20 protein-coding genes are annotated in these 16,794 nt (G+C 45.3%); 9 read left to right on the forward strand and 11 right to left on the reverse strand.

Annotation, left to right across the window (positions count from 1 at the left end; all coding sequences use genetic code 11):
• Window positions 1-41 precede the first annotated feature (41 nt).
• Window positions 42-1,076, reverse strand: coding sequence for an N-acetyl-gamma-glutamyl-phosphate reductase (argC, locus tag SporoP37_RS03935; RefSeq protein WP_196796840.1), 1,035 nt, complete (start codon window positions 1,074-1,076; stop codon window positions 42-44).
• A gap of 199 nt (window positions 1,077-1,275) precedes the next feature.
• Here argC and SporoP37_RS03940 point away from each other — a divergent pair, with 199 nt between their 5' ends.
• Both SporoP37_RS03940 and brnQ read left to right on the forward strand, forming a co-directional pair.
• Window positions 1,276-2,055, forward strand: a complete 780-nt coding sequence (locus SporoP37_RS03940; RefSeq protein ID WP_081242425.1) for an enoyl-ACP reductase FabI — start codon at window positions 1,276-1,278, stop codon at window positions 2,053-2,055.
• Window positions 2,056-2,255: 200 nt separating this feature from the next.
• Window positions 2,256-3,575: a branched-chain amino acid transport system II carrier protein gene (gene brnQ / locus SporoP37_RS03945; RefSeq protein ID WP_085430320.1), complete on the forward strand. Its 1,320-nt coding sequence runs from the start codon at window positions 2,256-2,258 to the stop codon at window positions 3,573-3,575.
• A gap of 169 nt (window positions 3,576-3,744) precedes the next feature.
• Here the strand turns inward: brnQ and argH are convergent, their stop codons facing one another.
• The gene (gene argH, locus SporoP37_RS03950; RefSeq protein WP_081242427.1) at window positions 3,745-5,067 is read right to left on the reverse strand and encodes an argininosuccinate lyase; all 1,323 of its coding nucleotides are present in this window, start codon (window positions 5,065-5,067) and stop codon (window positions 3,745-3,747) included.
• 309 nt (window positions 5,068-5,376) lie between these two features.
• Between argH and SporoP37_RS03955 the strand changes: the two genes are divergently transcribed.
• The 4 genes from SporoP37_RS03955 (at window position 5,377) to SporoP37_RS03970 (ending at window position 8,340) form a co-directional block, all read left to right on the forward strand.
• Window positions 5,377-6,282, forward strand: a complete 906-nt coding sequence (locus SporoP37_RS03955; RefSeq protein ID WP_081242428.1) for a cation diffusion facilitator family transporter — start codon at window positions 5,377-5,379, stop codon at window positions 6,280-6,282.
• A 32-nt stretch (window positions 6,283-6,314) separates the two neighbouring features.
• Entirely contained in the window at window positions 6,315-6,770 is a 456-nt protein-coding gene (locus SporoP37_RS03960; protein WP_081242429.1) for a hypothetical protein, read from the forward strand.
• Window positions 6,767-7,702 (forward strand): TRM11 family SAM-dependent methyltransferase, encoded by a 936-nt coding sequence (locus SporoP37_RS03965; protein ID WP_085430321.1) that lies wholly within the window; start codon window positions 6,767-6,769, stop codon window positions 7,700-7,702. Before SporoP37_RS03960 ends, SporoP37_RS03965 begins: the two co-directional genes overlap by 4 nt.
• A gap of 434 nt (window positions 7,703-8,136) precedes the next feature.
• Window positions 8,137-8,340: a hypothetical protein gene (locus tag SporoP37_RS03970; protein WP_081242431.1), complete on the forward strand. Its 204-nt coding sequence runs from the start codon at window positions 8,137-8,139 to the stop codon at window positions 8,338-8,340.
• A 428-nt stretch (window positions 8,341-8,768) separates the two neighbouring features.
• On the opposite strand, the gene SporoP37_RS03975 is transcribed toward SporoP37_RS03970, so the two are convergent.
• The 3 genes from SporoP37_RS03975 to SporoP37_RS03980 all read right to left on the reverse strand — a co-directional run bounded on the left by SporoP37_RS03975 (window position 8,769) and on the right by SporoP37_RS03980 (window position 10,724).
• A complete protein-coding gene (locus SporoP37_RS03975; protein ID WP_085430322.1) occupies window positions 8,769-10,136 on the reverse strand; it encodes a leucyl aminopeptidase family protein in 1,368 nt (455 codons plus the stop codon).
• 45 nt (window positions 10,137-10,181) lie between these two features.
• Window positions 10,182-10,337: a hypothetical protein gene (locus SporoP37_RS17225; RefSeq protein ID WP_169535198.1), complete on the reverse strand. Its 156-nt coding sequence runs from the start codon at window positions 10,335-10,337 to the stop codon at window positions 10,182-10,184.
• A gap of 123 nt (window positions 10,338-10,460) precedes the next feature.
• Window positions 10,461-10,724 carry a hypothetical protein gene (locus SporoP37_RS03980; protein ID WP_143565484.1) on the reverse strand — a complete coding sequence of 88 codons (264 nt, stop codon included), beginning with the start codon at window positions 10,722-10,724 and terminating at the stop codon, window positions 10,461-10,463.
• Window positions 10,725-10,785: 61 nt separating this feature from the next.
• On the opposite strand from SporoP37_RS03980, the gene SporoP37_RS03985 reads away from it, so the two are divergent.
• The gene (locus SporoP37_RS03985) at window positions 10,786-11,229 is read left to right on the forward strand and encodes a YaiI/YqxD family protein (protein ID WP_081242434.1); all 444 of its coding nucleotides are present in this window, start codon (window positions 10,786-10,788) and stop codon (window positions 11,227-11,229) included.
• Window positions 11,230-11,307: 78 nt separating this feature from the next.
• Here the strand turns inward: SporoP37_RS03985 and SporoP37_RS03990 are convergent, their stop codons facing one another.
• A complete protein-coding gene (locus tag SporoP37_RS03990) occupies window positions 11,308-11,607 on the reverse strand; it encodes a cupin domain-containing protein (RefSeq protein ID WP_081242435.1) in 300 nt (99 codons plus the stop codon).
• Complete coding sequence (locus tag SporoP37_RS03995) at window positions 11,594-12,622, reverse strand: LLM class flavin-dependent oxidoreductase (RefSeq protein ID WP_085430323.1); 1,029 nt, start codon at window positions 12,620-12,622, stop codon at window positions 11,594-11,596. The genes SporoP37_RS03990 and SporoP37_RS03995 overlap by 14 nt, the downstream gene beginning before the upstream one ends.
• A 99-nt stretch (window positions 12,623-12,721) precedes the next feature.
• On the opposite strand from SporoP37_RS03995, the gene SporoP37_RS04000 reads away from it, so the two are divergent.
• A complete protein-coding gene (locus SporoP37_RS04000; RefSeq protein WP_081242437.1) occupies window positions 12,722-13,801 on the forward strand; it encodes a type III polyketide synthase in 1,080 nt (359 codons plus the stop codon).
• 1 nt (window position 13,802) lies between these two features.
• The gene (locus tag SporoP37_RS04005) at window positions 13,803-14,330 is read left to right on the forward strand and encodes an isoprenylcysteine carboxyl methyltransferase family protein (RefSeq protein ID WP_081242438.1); all 528 of its coding nucleotides are present in this window, start codon (window positions 13,803-13,805) and stop codon (window positions 14,328-14,330) included.
• Window positions 14,331-14,477: 147 nt separating this feature from the next.
• Here SporoP37_RS04005 and SporoP37_RS04010 read toward each other — a convergent pair whose 3' ends face one another.
• From SporoP37_RS04010 to SporoP37_RS04025, 4 genes are read right to left on the reverse strand one after another with little or no spacing between them, the layout of a single operon-like run.
• A complete protein-coding gene (locus SporoP37_RS04010; protein WP_081242439.1) occupies window positions 14,478-15,221 on the reverse strand; it encodes a thermonuclease family protein in 744 nt (247 codons plus the stop codon).
• A 13-nt stretch (window positions 15,222-15,234) separates the two neighbouring features.
• A complete protein-coding gene (locus SporoP37_RS04015) occupies window positions 15,235-15,576 on the reverse strand; it encodes a fluoride efflux transporter FluC (RefSeq protein WP_085430324.1) in 342 nt (113 codons plus the stop codon).
• Complete coding sequence (locus tag SporoP37_RS04020; protein ID WP_085430325.1) at window positions 15,573-15,947, reverse strand: fluoride efflux transporter FluC; 375 nt, start codon at window positions 15,945-15,947, stop codon at window positions 15,573-15,575. The genes SporoP37_RS04015 and SporoP37_RS04020 overlap by 4 nt, the downstream gene beginning before the upstream one ends.
• Window positions 15,948-15,964: 17 nt before the next feature.
• Window positions 15,965-16,753 carry an alpha/beta hydrolase gene (locus SporoP37_RS04025; RefSeq protein ID WP_231293288.1) on the reverse strand — a complete coding sequence of 263 codons (789 nt, stop codon included), beginning with the start codon at window positions 16,751-16,753 and terminating at the stop codon, window positions 15,965-15,967.
• Between the last annotated feature and the right edge of the window lie 41 nt (window positions 16,754-16,794).

The following is a 16,794-nucleotide window of genomic DNA, read 5'->3' on the forward strand; positions in this document are numbered from 1 at the left end:
TAAGTGCTCCCCTCAATTCTCTGTTTCTTATTATCTGCCGATTAAATCCATAATGGAATGTTCATAATTCCAGTCGTTTCATCCAGACCATATTGGATATTCATATTTTGAATTGCCTGTCCCGCAGCACCTTTTACCACATTATCAATCACTGCTATAACTGTAGCCTGATTCGTCCGCGGATCCACCTTGACATGTATATCGCAATAATTGGAGCCGTAGACCTGTTTCGTGCCGATTTTTTGGATTCCCGTCAAAACCCGAACGAACGGACTATCCTTATATGTTTCTTGCAGGCAGTTTACTAGCTGCTCTTCCGTCACTTGCCCGTTCACTTTTGCATAGCTTGTTGCCATGATTCCTCTTGTCATTGGCACAAGATGAGTGGTGAATGTAACAGGTTCCGGCTGATCAGCGAACAGATTCATCGCCTGCTCGATTTCCGGTATATGCTGGTGCTGATGTATTTTATAAATAGAGAAGTTCTCATTCGTTTCACTAAAATGTGTCGCTTGGCTCGGCTTGTTGCCTGCGCCGGAGATCCCGCTTTTCGCATCGATAATTAATTGACTTCCATCAATCAATTTATTCTTAAGCAGCGGCAACAGCGAAAGGAGTACTGCCGTTGGGTAACATCCTGGATTCGCAATGAATTCTGCTTCAGCGATTTCACTTTTATTCCATTCGGGAAGCCCATACACACTTCTCTCCAGAAATTCACGTGCGGGCGCGTCTTTTTGATACCATTGTTCAAACACTGCCGGATCCTTCAATCGAAAATCTCCTGACAAATCAATTAACTTTGGACCTGTTCCCACTAACGGCGGAAGCAGTGCTGTCGTAACGCCAGCCGGTGTACTGAAAAATACGGTATCCAGCCCGCTGATATACTCCGGTTCTATTGCCTGCATCGGCTGATCGTGAACACTCACGAGATGCGGATATTTTTCAGAAAAAATGGTCCCCTCTTCAGAGGATGTGAATAAATCAATCTGTTCGATTTCCGGGTGGTTTTGCAGCAACCGAATCAATTCGAGGCCACCATACCCGGACGCTCCTATGATTCCTACCTTCAACGTCATCACCTCATTATTCATTACTGATAAGTATACGGATGTATAATTATAAAGTCAACTGTATTTTTATTTATTGACAGTTAATTTACTCACTTCTTTTCCAGTCCTGCAGAAAAGGTGCGTCTTTCCCTTCACTATATGTTATTATTATGGAGAGTATAATAAGATCAAATGAATACAGGAATTTCAGGAGGCTATTATGGTAGATTTATTAAAATTATCAGGGAAAAATATTGTAATTATGGGTGTCGCGAATGAACGCAGCATAGGCTGGGGCGTGGCAAAAGCATTGTTTTCAGTCGGGGCGAATGTCATTTTCACTTACCGTAAAGACCGTTCACGTGAAAAGCTAGAAAAGGCATTGGAGAAAAATGAATTTACCGCAGCACAAATTGTGCAGTGTGATGTAAATAGTGATGAAAGCATCGAACACGCTTTCAAAACCATCGGAGAACAGGTCGGTGTCATCCATGGTGTGGTTCACTCTATCGCATTCGCGCATCAGCAAGATCTGCATAATCCATTCGTTGAAACTACACGTGAGGGCTATGCATTCGCGCAAGATTCCAGTTCGTATTCACTGGTGGCGGCAGCACGTGAAGCACGTCATTATATGACGGAAGGCGGCGCAATCGTTACGATGAGTTATTTAGGAGCTGAACGTGTTCTCGAAGGTTATAACGTAATGGGTGTGGCGAAGGCAGCTCTTGAAGCGTCTGTGCGCTACCTGGCTTCTGAGCTTGGTGAACAAAATATTCGTGTCAATGCAATCTCTGCCGGTGCGGTCCGTACATTATCCGCAAAAGGTGTTCCTTCCTTTAATACAATTCTCGGCCAGATTGAAGAACGTGCACCATTGAAACGAAACGTAAAACCGGAAGAAGTTTCGGATATGACGATAGCGATGCTCAGTAATTTATCAAGCGGTGTGACGGGTGAGGTCATCTATGTGGATGCCGGCTATCACATTATGGGGTAAATAGATGAAGGATTCTCTTCGGGGAGTCCTTTTTTCAGGGTCTTTTTTCCATCATTGCTGTTAATTGAGAATCTCTTTCAGCAAACTTGACAGAACATTATCACTTATCATATAGTATTACAGCGACATAATGAATACCTGTGCGATTTATCATTTTCAAGATACATACGCTTCTCAGAGTACATCAGGAGGAATTCCAAATGAAAAGTTTTAGAAAATTCGATACGATAAAGTTAGGGCTAACGATGTTTGCCCTCTTTTTTGGCGCGGGAAATATGATTTTTCCGCCTCTTCTCGGTCAGCAGGCCGGTACACAGACGTGGATCACACTGGCTGGATTTTTAATTACAGGTGTCGGCCTGCCTTACCTCGGCGTCGTCGCTGTGACAATGAGCGGAAATCAATTAAGCGATTTGGCAAGTAAAGCATCTCCTTTATTCGCCATGATCTTCCCTCTTATTGTCTATCTCTCCATCGGTCCTTTCTTTGGTATGCCAAGAACTGCAACGGTATCATTTGAAATTGCGGTATCGCCATTTGTGCCCGCTTCAGCTGAAACATTGGCTTTGGCAATTTTCTCCATTACCTTCTTTGCAATTACGATTTGGCTGGCATTAAAGCCGAATAAAATTGTGGACCGTTTCGGCAGTATTCTGACCCCTGCCCTGCTGGCTATCGTTACATTGATTATCGTGACAGGAATTATAAAGCCTGTTGGTCAAGCCGGCCCCGCCATGGAGCCATTCACAGAAGCGCCTTTTGCAAAGGGATTTATTGAAGGATATGGAACTATGGATGCGATTGCCGCACTCGTTTTTGCGATTATAGTCATTAACGCTGTGAAGGCAAAAGGCATTACAGACCGCAAAGCAATCACTTCGATTACGATGAAAGCCGGAACCATTGCTGTGGTGGGCTTAAGTCTGGTCTATGCAGGCCTTGCGTATTTGGGATCGACAAGCCGTATTGTGGCGGAAGGTGCGGATAACGGAGGCGATATTTTAGCGAAGCTTGCATATGCGCTGATGGGAAACAGCGGATTGTATCTGCTCGGTCTCGCTGTTACACTTGCCTGTTTGACAACAGCTGTCGGGCTGGTCTCCGCGAGTTCTACCTATCTATCCAAGATGATACCCGGGATTTCATACAAAATGCTCGTATTCGTAATTTGTACATTTACTACTATCGTGGCGAATATCGGCTTAACAAAATTGCTTGAAATTACGCTGCCGGTATTAATCGGCGTTTATCCGCTGGCAATTGTGCTGATTTCATTCCGGCTGTTTCACCCGTTATTTAAAGGCTATCACGAAGTGTATATCCTCGGATTGCTTGCTGCCGGTATTATCGGGTTCTTTGATCTGCTGAGTGCATTCAAAATCAATCTGGGACCGGTTACATATTTTTTGAAGTTTCTGCCTTTATATGAACAAGGCCTTGGCTGGATCATTCCCGCACTCGTATTCGGTCTGATCGGCTTTATCGTTGCCTATGCCCAGCGGAAACCGCTAGTTGAATAATCAAATGAATAATTACTGATGATGAAAAGCCTGCGGATTTCCGCAGGCTTTTTTGATACCTATAAATTGGAAGTGCAGCTTTGCCTAGTGGTTCCCTGAAACTGCGGATCGGTCAAGTTGCCCGATTATGCGGGTGCGGGTTGATGAAGAAAGCTGCTTCATCTGCCTCTTACTCGCCTTTCATCAATCCTTTGTTACCCTTTGTAATAATTGTTTCATAGTCAATATAATCGTAGATATCATTTTCAATTTGCTCACTGAATTGCTGAAGCTCCCCAACTGTCAAGTCTTCGATCGCTTTGTTTTCCTGCTCGCAATAGATGATCATTTTACCGACGATTTCGTGGGCATCACGGAATGGTGTGCCTTTAGCGACCAAATAATCGGCCACTTCCGTTGCATTCAGAAATCCGCCTTTGATGGCTGCTTTCATTTGATCAGCATTCACTTGTAATGTATCTATCATTTTGGACATCACTTCCAGGCAATCCAATACCGTATCAAGCGCATCAAAGAATTGTTCTTTATCTTCCTGCATGTCCTTATTATATGTCAGCGGTAAACCTTTCAATGTCGTCAGCAGTGCAAACAGCGAGCCATATACACGTCCTGTCTTCCCGCGGATCAGTTCAGCCGCATCCGGATTTTTCTTTTGCGGCATGATGCTGCTTCCTGTGGAATATGCATCCGAGATCGTGACGAAGCGGAATTCCTGGCTGCTCCAAAGAATCAGCTCTTCACTCAGACGGCTCATGTGCATCATGATCAGTGAGAAATCAGACAGTAGTTCCAACAGATAGTCGCGGTCGCTGACGCCGTCGAGGAAATTATCAACAGGCTTATCAAAACCGAGCAAGTCCGTTGTCACCTGACGGTCAATATCATGCGTCGTACCCGCAAGTGCGCCGCAGCCCAGCGGATTTTCATTCAGTATCTCTGCGGCATTTTGCACACGCTTTTTATCGCGTTTGAACATTTCCGCGTAAGCGCCCAAATGATGTCCGAATGTCACAACTTGTGCGCGCTGCAAATGTGTATAGCCTGGCATGATGACATTATTTGCTTTGCCTTTCGCTTCAAGCGAATCGATCAGCACCTGTAATGCATCCATAACGACAGCTGTTTGATTCCTTGCATACTGTCTCATATCGACCGCTACCTGGTCGTTTCGGCTGCGCGCTGTATGTAATTTTTTGCCGGCTTCCCCCACCCGTTCGGTCAAGTGCATTTCAACGAATGAATGGATATCTTCATAGTTGCCTTCGATCGGTAATGCGCCTGATTCAATATCTGCTAAAATAGACTGTAATCCGTTAACGAGCAATTCGCCTTCTTCAGGTGATAATAGATCTGAATGAACTTGCATCGTGACATGCGCGAGACTCCCCGCGATATCCTCTTTGTACAGCCGGTAATCAACGGGCAGGGAGCTGTTGAACTTCTCCATAATTTCATCTGCTTTACTGCTAAAACGTCCGCCCCAAAGTTTCATTGTTCATCAAACCTCTCCAATTGTATTTTTATGCGAATTCATGTATGAATCATATCGACGTTACACAGTTGTAACGGTTCTATTCTTTTATAATGACACAGTGACAGACATTTTTCTACTTTCAGTTATACAGCAAAAAGTTGCATAAACAGCGGAGTCATGCGATAATAGATGCACTACAAATGAATGAGTGATGGCAATGAGAAACTTTGTCCCAAACCAACAATTAAAATGTATCCAAACCTCGCCTGCACTAGGCGAGGTTTTTTTGTTGCTTAAAGGAAACACTAGCAGAGGAGAGAAACTATTATGACTACCCGTACACAGGAACATTCTTTTTCTTCGGTCCTGGCTATCTGGATCAGCCTAATTAGTAATATTGTGTTAACTGTTTTAAAACTCATCGTTGGTTTCATTTTCAAGAGCCCCGTTCTGCTCGCAGACGGTTTCCACAACGCAGGAGATGTGGTCGCTTCAGCGGCTGCGCTGACATCCATGCGGATTTCAAAACGGCCTGCTGATGAAGATCATCCGTACGGTCACGGTAAAGCGGAAGTCATCGGTTCCAGTATCGTAGCGATTATTTTAGGTTTAGCTTCCATTTATATTGCATTTGAAGCCGTACTGGCGTTATTTGAAGAACCGGCAGCTGCGAGTACAATTGCATTGCTCACGGCAGTCTTATCACTTGTGTGGAAATATGTATTGTATGTGTATACAATACGCGTCGGAAAGGCTGAAAACAGTAAAGGACTCATCGCGACGGCCTATGATCATTTAGCGGATGTTTACGCCTCGCTTGCAGCAGTTGTCGGAATCGGACTCGCGTTACTCGGTGATGCCTACGATTGGCCGCTGCTGGCTTATGGTGATCCAATAGCGGGGATCATTGTATCCATTCTTGTATTCAAGATTGCCATGGAAATTGGTAAAGAAAGCGTCGACATTTTAATGGAGAAAAGTGTTTGCGATGACCGTCTTCTCTCCTTTGAAGAGCTGATCTGCTCAATTCCTGAAGTGAAACGAATTGACCGTCTTCGCGCAAGAGAGCATGGCCACTATGTATTGGTCGATATTCGCATCGGTGTCGCTGGTGATTTGACAATTCAGGAAGGACATATCATCTCCAGCAGATTGCGCAATTTAATTATGGCTGAAAATGAAGATGTCGATGAAGTGTTAATTCACTTAAATCCGTGGTATCCCGAAAAATAATCCGTTATACTTACTATCGAGGAGTGAATGAAATGAATCCATTAACAATCAACACGATAGAAATTTGTGTGAAAGAAACAGAAGAAATCCAGCGTACCCCAGATGAGCGTTTTTTACAGCAGCCGATTTCTTATTTGAAGTCAGAGATCACTGAATTCCTTTTTATTGATTCTCCTGATTTCGACAACATTCAAGTCGATTCGCTTGTACTGGAAGTAGATGATATGTTTAAGACATATATGGCACTGTTCGGCTTACAGGGCAGAAAAAAAGAAGGCGAAGCAATCCGTTCATATATTGAAGAAAAGCTTCAGCATCAGCTGACCGGTTTTAGCATGTCATTTTCAGACAATGAAGGTTTCTGGGAAGTGAATATGCCGCTTGATCCAATCGAAGGGTTTAACGAAAGCATGCCGATTCAAGATGCCCTGCAGCTGCTTCATGACGCACTTGGCGGCCTGAATGAAATGAGAACGGAAAACCAATGACTTCTCAATTTTTGTATACGTATATCCGGCATCGCGATGAGCAAGAATTATGCCGGATGGAAATGCGGGCTTTCTTCGGGAAGGATGTCAGCGGCAATGTGCTGAAAAGCGATATTGCAGTTGACCCTTCCCGAAGCCCATTTATGCAGGCCCGGCTTGAAGTGTGGCTGGAAGCGGATAGTATAGAACAATTAGAAGAGAAATCTTCCCGTCTGGATGTGGCTCCGCTATTTAAAACCGTCTGCCTGAATGATATGGAACTCAGCGGAACATCCAGAATTGGCCATGCGAGACGGAGGGAAATCGAACGTAAAATCGGGCTTCAGATTACAGGTGAACCCGAACTGGATGACCCGGAATTGCTGATTGGAATTATGCACATCGATGAACGCTGGTATGCGGGTGAATTACTCTACAGTTCTTCCGACTGGCATGTTCATCAGCAGAAGCCGCATATGTACTCCACTGCACTTGGCACACGATTGGCAAGAACTGCAGTTAATATTGCAGTACCTCACCCGGAAGACATACGGGTAATCGATCCATGCTGCGGAATTGGCACGGTATTAGTCGAAGCCTTGTCGATGGGAATTCCAATTGAAGGCCGGGATATTAATCCGCTTGTAGTCTACGGATCGCGCAAAAATATAGCCCACTTTGGTTTAGAAGGCAGCGTTACGATCGGACCGATTGCGGAAGTGAACGAAATGTACGATGTTGCAATTATCGACATGCCGTATAATCTGTTTACGCATATTACAGCTGAAGGGCAACTTGAAATATTAAAAGAAGCACGGCGCATCGCCAAACGCTGTTTGATTATTACTATTGAGAACATGGATGAAATGCTTGAAATCGCCGGTTTTGAAATTACGGACCGGTGCCTTGCACGCAAAGGAACATTTTCTCGCGAAGTCATCTTATGTACATAATGGAAGACGGACGGGAAACTTTTCTTCCCTCCGTCTTTTTCATTTCACTTCGATAATGCCAGCCATGTATTGGTAATTCCGAGATGCCTGCATAGGATTTTCAGCTCTTTAATCTTCTGTTATGAATACTATGGTGCCTATAGATTTCATCAAATTCACCGGTGAATAGGCCAGACAAAGCGCCAAGCTGCAAAACAATTGAAAAATACCTTTCACGCAGACACTTCCCCTTTGAAATAATTCTTTTATAAAACAATTTTATACTATATACTACAAATATCTTCCTTCTTTTCAGACATTTCAGTATAGCCTTCTATTTTACGAACTGTGTGAACTTTGTAAAACGGGGGAAATAAAAGTAACAAAGCATGTATCCTATGTATGTTTTGAATAGTTTTCTGCGGAGTTTTATTATTATCGAAGGAGTGAAGTCTATGTTTATCAGCCTCATGAAGCTTTTTAGTATTCTTTATCTATGGACGTGGTTCGTCTGGCCTTTCATATTTGTCATCTCTATAATTTACGCGATTAAAGCATTAGTAAAAGAAGAACCTGTCTTTATGAAACCGGCTATCATTGCATCTGTAGCTTTATTAATCATTCTGGCCGGAATTTCTTCTCCGTCATTATTTTCATGATCTGATCCGCAAGCACCGTCCAAGGGATCATACAGCCTCCTCGCTGACTGCTTCTTTTCACAAAACGACAGCCGCCAGGCCGCAATTTCTTGCACATCTCAATAAATATCCGCCAGCGGATTCCATTAGAAATGTCAGTAAAACTTACAAAAATGCCGCTGGGACAAAATTAAAAATAAAGTTGGTTCCCCTGCGCTCCAAAAGGCACGCTTTCCGCGGGGCGCGCTTGAGCCTCCTCGTCGCTGGCGCTCCTGCGGGGTCTCAACATTCGCGCTAAATCCCGCAGGAGTCGGCCTTTTTCCGCTCCGGTCCACTCAAATGCTTTGCAAAGTATTTATTAAAAAATAGACATAAAAAAAGCGTAAGGGAATAATATAAACTCCTTTACGCTTTTTTCATATTATGTCCCAGTCTCATTCTTTACATGGTTATTTAGACAGTGAAGCTGTAAAATCTGCGAGCAATCTGGCACCGTAGCCTGTTGCGGATTTAGTGTAGTATCCTTTTGGCTTCTGCTTATCCATGACACCCGCCATATCCACGTGCAGCCAATTCGTTTCCGGAGCAAACTTACGCAGGAATAGAGCTGCCGTGATCGATCCTGCAACGGATAACGAACTGATATTATTAATATCCGCGTACGCACTGTCCAGCGATTCTTCGTACTCATCCACCAACGGAAGCGGCCAGATGAAGTCGCCGTTTTGGTCGCCAATTTTCTTCATTTGATAAGACAGTTCTTCATCACCGAAGACCCCGCCTATTTCCGTGCCGAGTGCGCTGACAACTGCACCTGTCAATGTCGCAATGTCCACCGTGTAGTCTGCGCCAAGTTCTCCTGCACGGATTAATCCGTCCGCTAAAATGAGCCGGCCTTCTGCATCGGTGTTACCGACTTGGACACTGGTGCCGTTTTTAAATTGAATGACTTCGCCCGGCATCACTGCATCCGGCCCCGGTGTGTTTTCCACCATTGGAATAAGCACTGCGACATTCACTTTAGCGTCAGAGTGTGCAAGAAGCGATAAGGCGCCGCTAACCGCTGCCGAGCCGCCCATATCCATGCGCATATCACTGTCATCACGGCCGCCTTTTAAGCTGATGCCGCCTGAATCGTACGTTACGCCTTTTCCGACAAGAGCGACAAGCGGCTTCGATGCATCTGTCTGCAATGTCATTTCGACGAATGAAGGGTCATATTTACTGCCCCGGCACACTGTCAATACGCCGTTCATTTCACGCTCTTCGATTTCTTTTTTGGTCAGTACGTCAATTTTCACTTTCGTATCCTTGAAATGGTCTTTCAATATCTCAGGATATGTCTCCGGATTTAAGACATCAGAAAGTTCATTCATTAAATCACGAGAAAATGCCATGGCTGCTGCCCGCACTTCCCCTGATTTCACTGCGGCCGAGTCTGCTCCATTTACTTGCAGTTTCGTTACTGGATCCGCTTTCTTGGACTGATAACGATCGAAATTATATGCCCCCAAGTGCCATCCTTCCACAAACGCAGTGACTGCATCATCAACTGCTGACCACTTTTGCCCGAGCTGATCTGCACGTATGGAAGCAGACGCCACTTTTTGTGCGGCAAGACTCCGGGACATCTCCCCTGCAACATTGCGAATCGCTTCTAACGACTTCCACTCTTTATCTTTTATGACAACAAGCTGTTTTCCGTCATGAACAAATGTAGAAAATCCTCCCGTCTGATTGTCTACGAATTGTTTTACCAATTGATTTTTAGTTACTCGTCCGTCATTTGCGAATAAAATTTCTGCATGAATTTGCATGGTGTTAATTACTCCCTTCACTATTTCGGTTTCCTAAATAGTTTATCACTTTTTGCCTGACAGCGCTAAGAAGAGCGTTGCTAATGGTCCCAGAAATAACGAAAGAATAAACCAGTTTAATCCGCTTCGGTTTTTCCCTTGTGCCAATACTGCATTAATTAAAGCTAATGTGCCCCATCCGACAAAATATCCTTCGTTCATAGATGATCACTCCATAGTCTGATTGTATAATATGTATACGAATTGCGTGCAGGATTGGTTTCATTGTCTTTTTCACGCAAAAAAAGGAACATTTGGCATGTCCCTTTTGTTTGGCGCGCTTCATCAGCTGTTGATAGATGTAGGTGCGCTGTCATCATTCGCATTTTCATAATTTTGATTGCCGACTTTCGCCCGGATTTCCTCTTCAGTCAGCGGCGGCGGTATTTCATGTTCCGCCAGCGCTGCCGTTTCAGGCGGAACTTCTACATTTTCTGTTGCAGCATTTTTGGCATTCATTTCCCGTCCGTATTGCTCGCGCTGTTCCACAGTAGTGCGTTGATCTTTTGATAAATCAGCCATTACGTCACCCCAATTTTCTGTTTTCACTTATTTTTCCCGATATTTGCTATACTAAACCTGCTGAGATAAATGAAAGGAGCGGAAGTGATTGACATCGATTTTAGTGGATGCAGACGGCTGTCCAGTGATTAATGAAACGATAGAGGTCGCCAAAGAATTTACCTTGCCATGCGTGCTGATCTGTGATACAGCACATGAAATGCATCGGGAAGGTGCGGAAACGATTATGGTTTCTAAAGGAGCGGATGCCGTGGATTTCGTTCTGGTGAACCGCATCAAAAAAGGTGACATTGTCGTTACACAGGATTATGGCCTGGCAGCAATGGCGCTGGCAAAACAGGGATTACCTATCGATCAAAACGGCCGGTGGTATACAAATGACAATATTGATCAATTGCTCGCTGCGCGTCATAAAGCACAGAAGATCCGTCGTGCAGGCGGACGTTTACGCGGTCCGAAAAAACGGACAGTTGAACAGACAGAAGGTTTTATCGCAAGTTTACGAAAGCTGTGCCAATCCATTCAGCAATAAGTAACATTCTCCCTGATGGTTTTGGCTCACTGTAAAAAAATAGGCCTCCCGCAAAAATAACGGCGGCCTGTTTTTATTTTACTGTTTTACTTGAATGACCAGAATATCTGAGTCTTCGAGTGCATGTAAGCTGTGCTTTTCCAGCGGCTCCATATGCAGCACATTTCCCGGCGTTACTTCTACCGGTGCCCCTTCCACATCAAACCGCACTTTTCCTTTACGTACGATGATGAATACCTCTTTATCCGCGTCATGTTCCGCAATTTCTTCGCCTGCGCGCAGCTGAAGATTCATGATGACCGCATTTTCTACATTCGCGACTTTCAGCACATGCTTTTCCTTTTCTGCTAATCGATAGTCTGTGTCAATCAGTTTCATTATTCTTCTCTCCTTTCAAAAACTCATTCATAATCAGTTTATACGATTTTAGTTTATCTTGAAAATCATACGTTATCGAAACTAGCATAATTTCCTCCGCCTGAAATTCTTCCGCTAATTGTACCAGTTGTTTATAGGCCGATTCAGGAGTACCCACTATCATCCGCTCCCGATTGAGCTGCACGAGTTCCCGCTCCAGCTGGCTGTATGAATAAGCTGCAGCTTTTTCTGGGGAAGGCGTGCCATCAATTTTCATTCCTTGCTGCCGCATAATGAACAGCAGATCCAATGATGAAGCAACACGATCTGCTTCTTCCTCTGTCTCGGCACAAATCAGAAAGACAGCCACAGCTTGCTGAGGTGCTCCGGCAAATCGAGAAGTTTTGAAATGATTCCGGTAATACTTTGCCGCCTCTGCACCCCCTTCACTGTTAATAAACTGTGCAAACATATACGGCAGACCTTTTTGTGCAGCTAAAGCCGCCGCCCCTTCACTTGTGCCGAGCACCCAGACAGGCGGGGCGCTGTCTGTCAGCGGTACAGCTTTCAGACCTTCGTATGGGTGATCTGCCGGCAAGTCGTCATGGAGATACATCAGTAAATCGTCAATTTGTTGCGGAAACTGTTCTTTATTTTGATAACGGCCATTGTTCAATGCATATGTCGCGCGCGGCATTCCGGCCGATGCACGTCCTACACCCGCATCAATACGCCCCGGAAACAAAGCTTCGAGCACTTTAAAGTTTTCAGCCACCTTATAAGGGGAATAGTGAGGTAGCATGACACCGCCAGACCCGATGCGGATAGCTGATGTGACAGTTGCCAGATGTGCCATCAGAATTTCAGGTGATGAGCCTGCAAGCGTCACCGCGTCATGATGTTCAGACACCCAGAAGCGGAGATATCCCCATTCATCCGCTTTCTTCGCCAAAAAAGCTGTTTGCCGGAGAGCTTCCTGCGCATTGCTGCCTGATGTAACAGGAGATTGATCTAATATACTTAATTTTATCTTCAAGACAAGTCCTCCTCGTTCAGTGCATATAGTGTACTAGATGCCGCGGCATAACACACCGCTCATGCTCATCATTACTTACTCTAACGGAGGTTACTAATTATGCCTATCATTCAATCTGTCAGCACAGTCAGACCCCCCGTGGATTTGCCGCAGGAAGAAGCTGTGTCATTTGCCCGTTCTTTATTTTCGGATTCCTTTAAAGACATTGACCGTTTATTAAAAGTGTTCCAAAACGGCGAAATCGACACACGTCAAGTGTGCATGCCCCTGGAATGGTATGCACAAGCGCATGATTTTGAAACGAAAAACGATTTGTACATTCAGCATGCCGTCACACTGGGCAAACAGGCTGTCGAACAATGCCTGAGCAATACAGCAACGCTCGTACGCGCGGTAGACCCTGCCGAGATTGATGCGATTTTCTTCGTATCGAGCAGCGGACTCGCCACTCCCAGTATTGATGCTCGCCTGATTAATCAATTGCCGTTCCGCCATGACATCAAACGTGTTCCGATATGGGGGCTAGGCTGCGCGGGCGGCGCTTCCGGAATGAGCCGGGCTTTTGATTACTGCAAAGCGTACCCTGATTCCAATGTTCTTGTGCTCGCTGTAGAACTGTGCAGCTTAACGTTCCAGCGTGATGATGTGACGAAGAGTAATCTGGTCGGCATGTCGCTGTTCTCGGACGGCGTGGCCTGCGCACTGGTGTCAGGCGAGCAGTCAACAGTCAAGAGCACACGGCCGATGCCGAAAATCCGTGCCACGTCGTCCCGATTCATGCCGGACTCTGAAGATGTGATGGGCTGGGATATAAAAAGCGACGGATTGCATGTAGTGTTTTCAAAAAGTATTCCTGCTGTCATTAAAAGCTGGCTTGGTCCGTTTGTCCATCAGTTCGTGGGAGAGCATGACCTGACGATGAAAGACATTCTGCATTTTGTCGCACATCCCGGCGGCAAGAAAGTGCTGGACGCGTATCAGAAAGCACTTCAGCTGGATCAAGGACAAACCGCCGCTTCTAAAAAGATTCTGCAGCATCACGGAAACATGTCTTCACCGACCGTACTGTATGTGCTGAAAGATTTTATCGAACAGCAGCCTGCTGAAGGCGAGTACGGCTTGATGGCAGCACTCGGTCCAGGCTTCTGCGGCGAACTGCTGCTGCTGGAGTGGCAGTAAGATGGGCAAGCTGTTCCTGTTCGTCTTCATTATTGTTGTCATGCAGCGGCTCGTCGAACTCCTTATCGCCAAACGCAACGAACAATGGATGCGCAGCGAAGGGGCAATTGAAGCGGGGGCCTCACATTATAAGTGGATGGTATTAATGCATGCGGCGTTTTTCGTTTCCCTGCTGGCTGAAGTTGTTATATTCAATCGTCCATTATCACCTGTCTCTGGCATGCTGCTCGTAATCTTTTTACTGATGCAAGTGCTGCGCGTCTGGTGTCTGTCATCACTCGGCAAGTTCTGGAATACCAAAATCCTGATCTTGCCTGGAGCGAATGTACAGAAGAGAGGCCCGTACCGCTGGATCCGTCATCCTAACTATGTCATCGTTACAACCGAACTCATTGTATTGCCATTATTATTCAGCGCCTACTTCACAGCAGGACTCTTTTTTCTATTAAATATTTGGATGCTGTCCGTACGGATTCCCGCGGAGGAAAAAGCGCTGCGGGAATTAACAAATTATAATGAAGTGTTTTAATGAAAATAAAAAAGACTGAGGCTGTTCCCTATAAAGGAAACGGCTTCAGTCTTTTGCATCAGAATTTGAACAGCGTGCGCAAATCCACTCAACCGCACTATACCGGCGGATTGGGAGCCTGAAATTACTACGTATATGGTTCAGTGCTTACTCGCATGCACGACCATCCCTGTTACGGTCCAAATGGTCAGCATACGCAGGATGGCCCTTCTTCACCCCTTCAGGATATACTTTACGAAGTTCCGTACAGTTTTTGAAATCCTGTGTTTCGCCGTATACTGGAATTTTTACGGAGTCGGCAGGATATTTTTCACTGTCAAAGCCCCTGTCGGTCGTGTAATCTTCCAGTGTCCAAATGCCGATGCCTGATTTCTTGGCTTGTTGTTCGGCTTTTTCAAATGCATCCAGATGACGGGTATTTGGCGGATATACATACGCCACCCGTGCCAGGCCCTCTTTCAGCAATTGTTCCTGGACACTTTTTCCGTCTATGTAGATATACGCCAGTAACCTGCCGTACTTATCATACTTGTCGCCAATATCAAACTCAATTTCCAGCTTCCCCTTTTGCAGCAGTTCCTGATTACGTACTTTTGCCTGCTGTCCGTAAGGCTGCTTACCGAGGCGCGGATGATTTGTCTCCGGTGTATCAATCAATAAGTACCGGACATTTTCCTCTTTGCCTTCATACATAATCTTAATTGTATCGCCGTCGATTGTTTTGACCAATTCAACAGGAATTAATCCTGAGCGGCTAGGTGTTTTTTCTTCATCCTCGAACAGTTCAGGAAAGTAAACTGCGGCTATGGCAATGACCACAGCAATCAAAAATGAAGTCATCCACTTTTTTTGTTTGTTCTTTTTAGTTCCTTGTTTCGTATTTGTATTCATTTGAACCTCTTTTCTACATGCTGTAGCCAAAATAGGCTAAGCCTGTACCTGCTGCGAACGTCAGCAAAGCATAGCCCGCTGCACGCCCTTTGCTGCCTTCTGTCCAATACGTCCAGATCTCTTTCATCAATGTGGAATAGGTCGTTAACGCACCCGCTGTACCCGTCGCCCAAAACAATGTCCATTGAACGGATAGCTCCATCCCAATGATCCAGCCGATGAAAAAGCTGCCGATACTGTTTACAAGCAATGTCCCGTACGGCAAGCAGCTCCGATTCAGGCGGGCTGACACTTCAAAACGCAACAGCGCTCCAATAAACCCGCCGCATCCCACCGCCAAAATATGCCAGATCATGAACCTATCCTCCTTGCAGACAGAAAGCCAAGAGCTGCCATGGCCAGTCCCCCGAGCAGACTGGCAGCTACATAGATCCCCGCCATCCACAGCAATCCGTCATCAACCAACCCGACCGTTTCAAAACTGACTGCGGAAAACGTAGTGAATGCGCCAAGAAAGCCCGTTGTTACACCAGTAACAGCCACTGAACTCAACCGGCCGCGCAGGCGGGCTGCTTCTGTCAGATAGCACAGCATAAATGTTCCCAGCATATTCACCGTGAATGTTGCGGCAGGAAAAGAGCCGCTGACCGGCAGCAGCTGTCCTGACAAAAGACGGGTTACAGCCCCGAATGCTCCGGCTACACCTATGTACAGACGTTCTCTCATATCACTGCGACCTCACTTCATTCAATAATATATCCGAGCGAATGAAGGACATTATTGATAAACGATTGCGTATACAAATAGATCCCTTCTTGTTCAGGCGCCTGAATAATATCATGCTGCACGTCTTTCCACCGCTTCAGCTGAAGTTCGGATAAATTTTGGGCAAATGCCCACTTACGCGTATGTTCAATATTTGTGATTTCATCTGCTTCGCCTGTATGCAACAACAGCGGTACGTCCTGGATAATTAAATCAGGCTGCATGACAGATTTCATAAGTGTTTGCAGCTCCCTATACCAGCCGCCAGTTACAATCGGCACATACATTGGATCTTCCGCATACTCCTTTAGAAATTCTTCATTTCGTGATAACAATTCAGGTGTGATTTCATGGTCTAATGTCATCGTCTGAGACCACTTCGTAAACATCTTCGCACGGATTGGCGGATGGTGTTCCAAATGCAGCCATGGGGATGTACAAATGACACCAGCACATTCGATGCGTTCCATCTGCAGTAAACGAAGAATGAATGTTGCACCCAGACCATGCCCAAATAAAAATACCGGCAAATTATCATCCAAACCGGTGCGGATCATTTTCTTGATAAATCTCCGGTAATCCCTAAATGCTTCAGCATGAACCTCTACCCCTTCTTTGCCATGCCCCGGAAGATCCCCTGATACGACATGAAACCCGTCATTACGAAACTTTTGAATGAGCCACGCATATCTTCTATGATGTTCATAGGCATTATGTACAATGACGATAACACCTTTTGCCTTACCTTCTGCTTCCCACTTCCACACAGATATCACTCCTTATCTGACTAGCTTATTCTATCTGTTTC

Source organism: Sporosarcina sp. P37 (assembly GCF_002109365.1).
In the GTDB taxonomy this organism is placed as follows: domain Bacteria; phylum Bacillota; class Bacilli; order Bacillales_A; family Planococcaceae; genus Sporosarcina.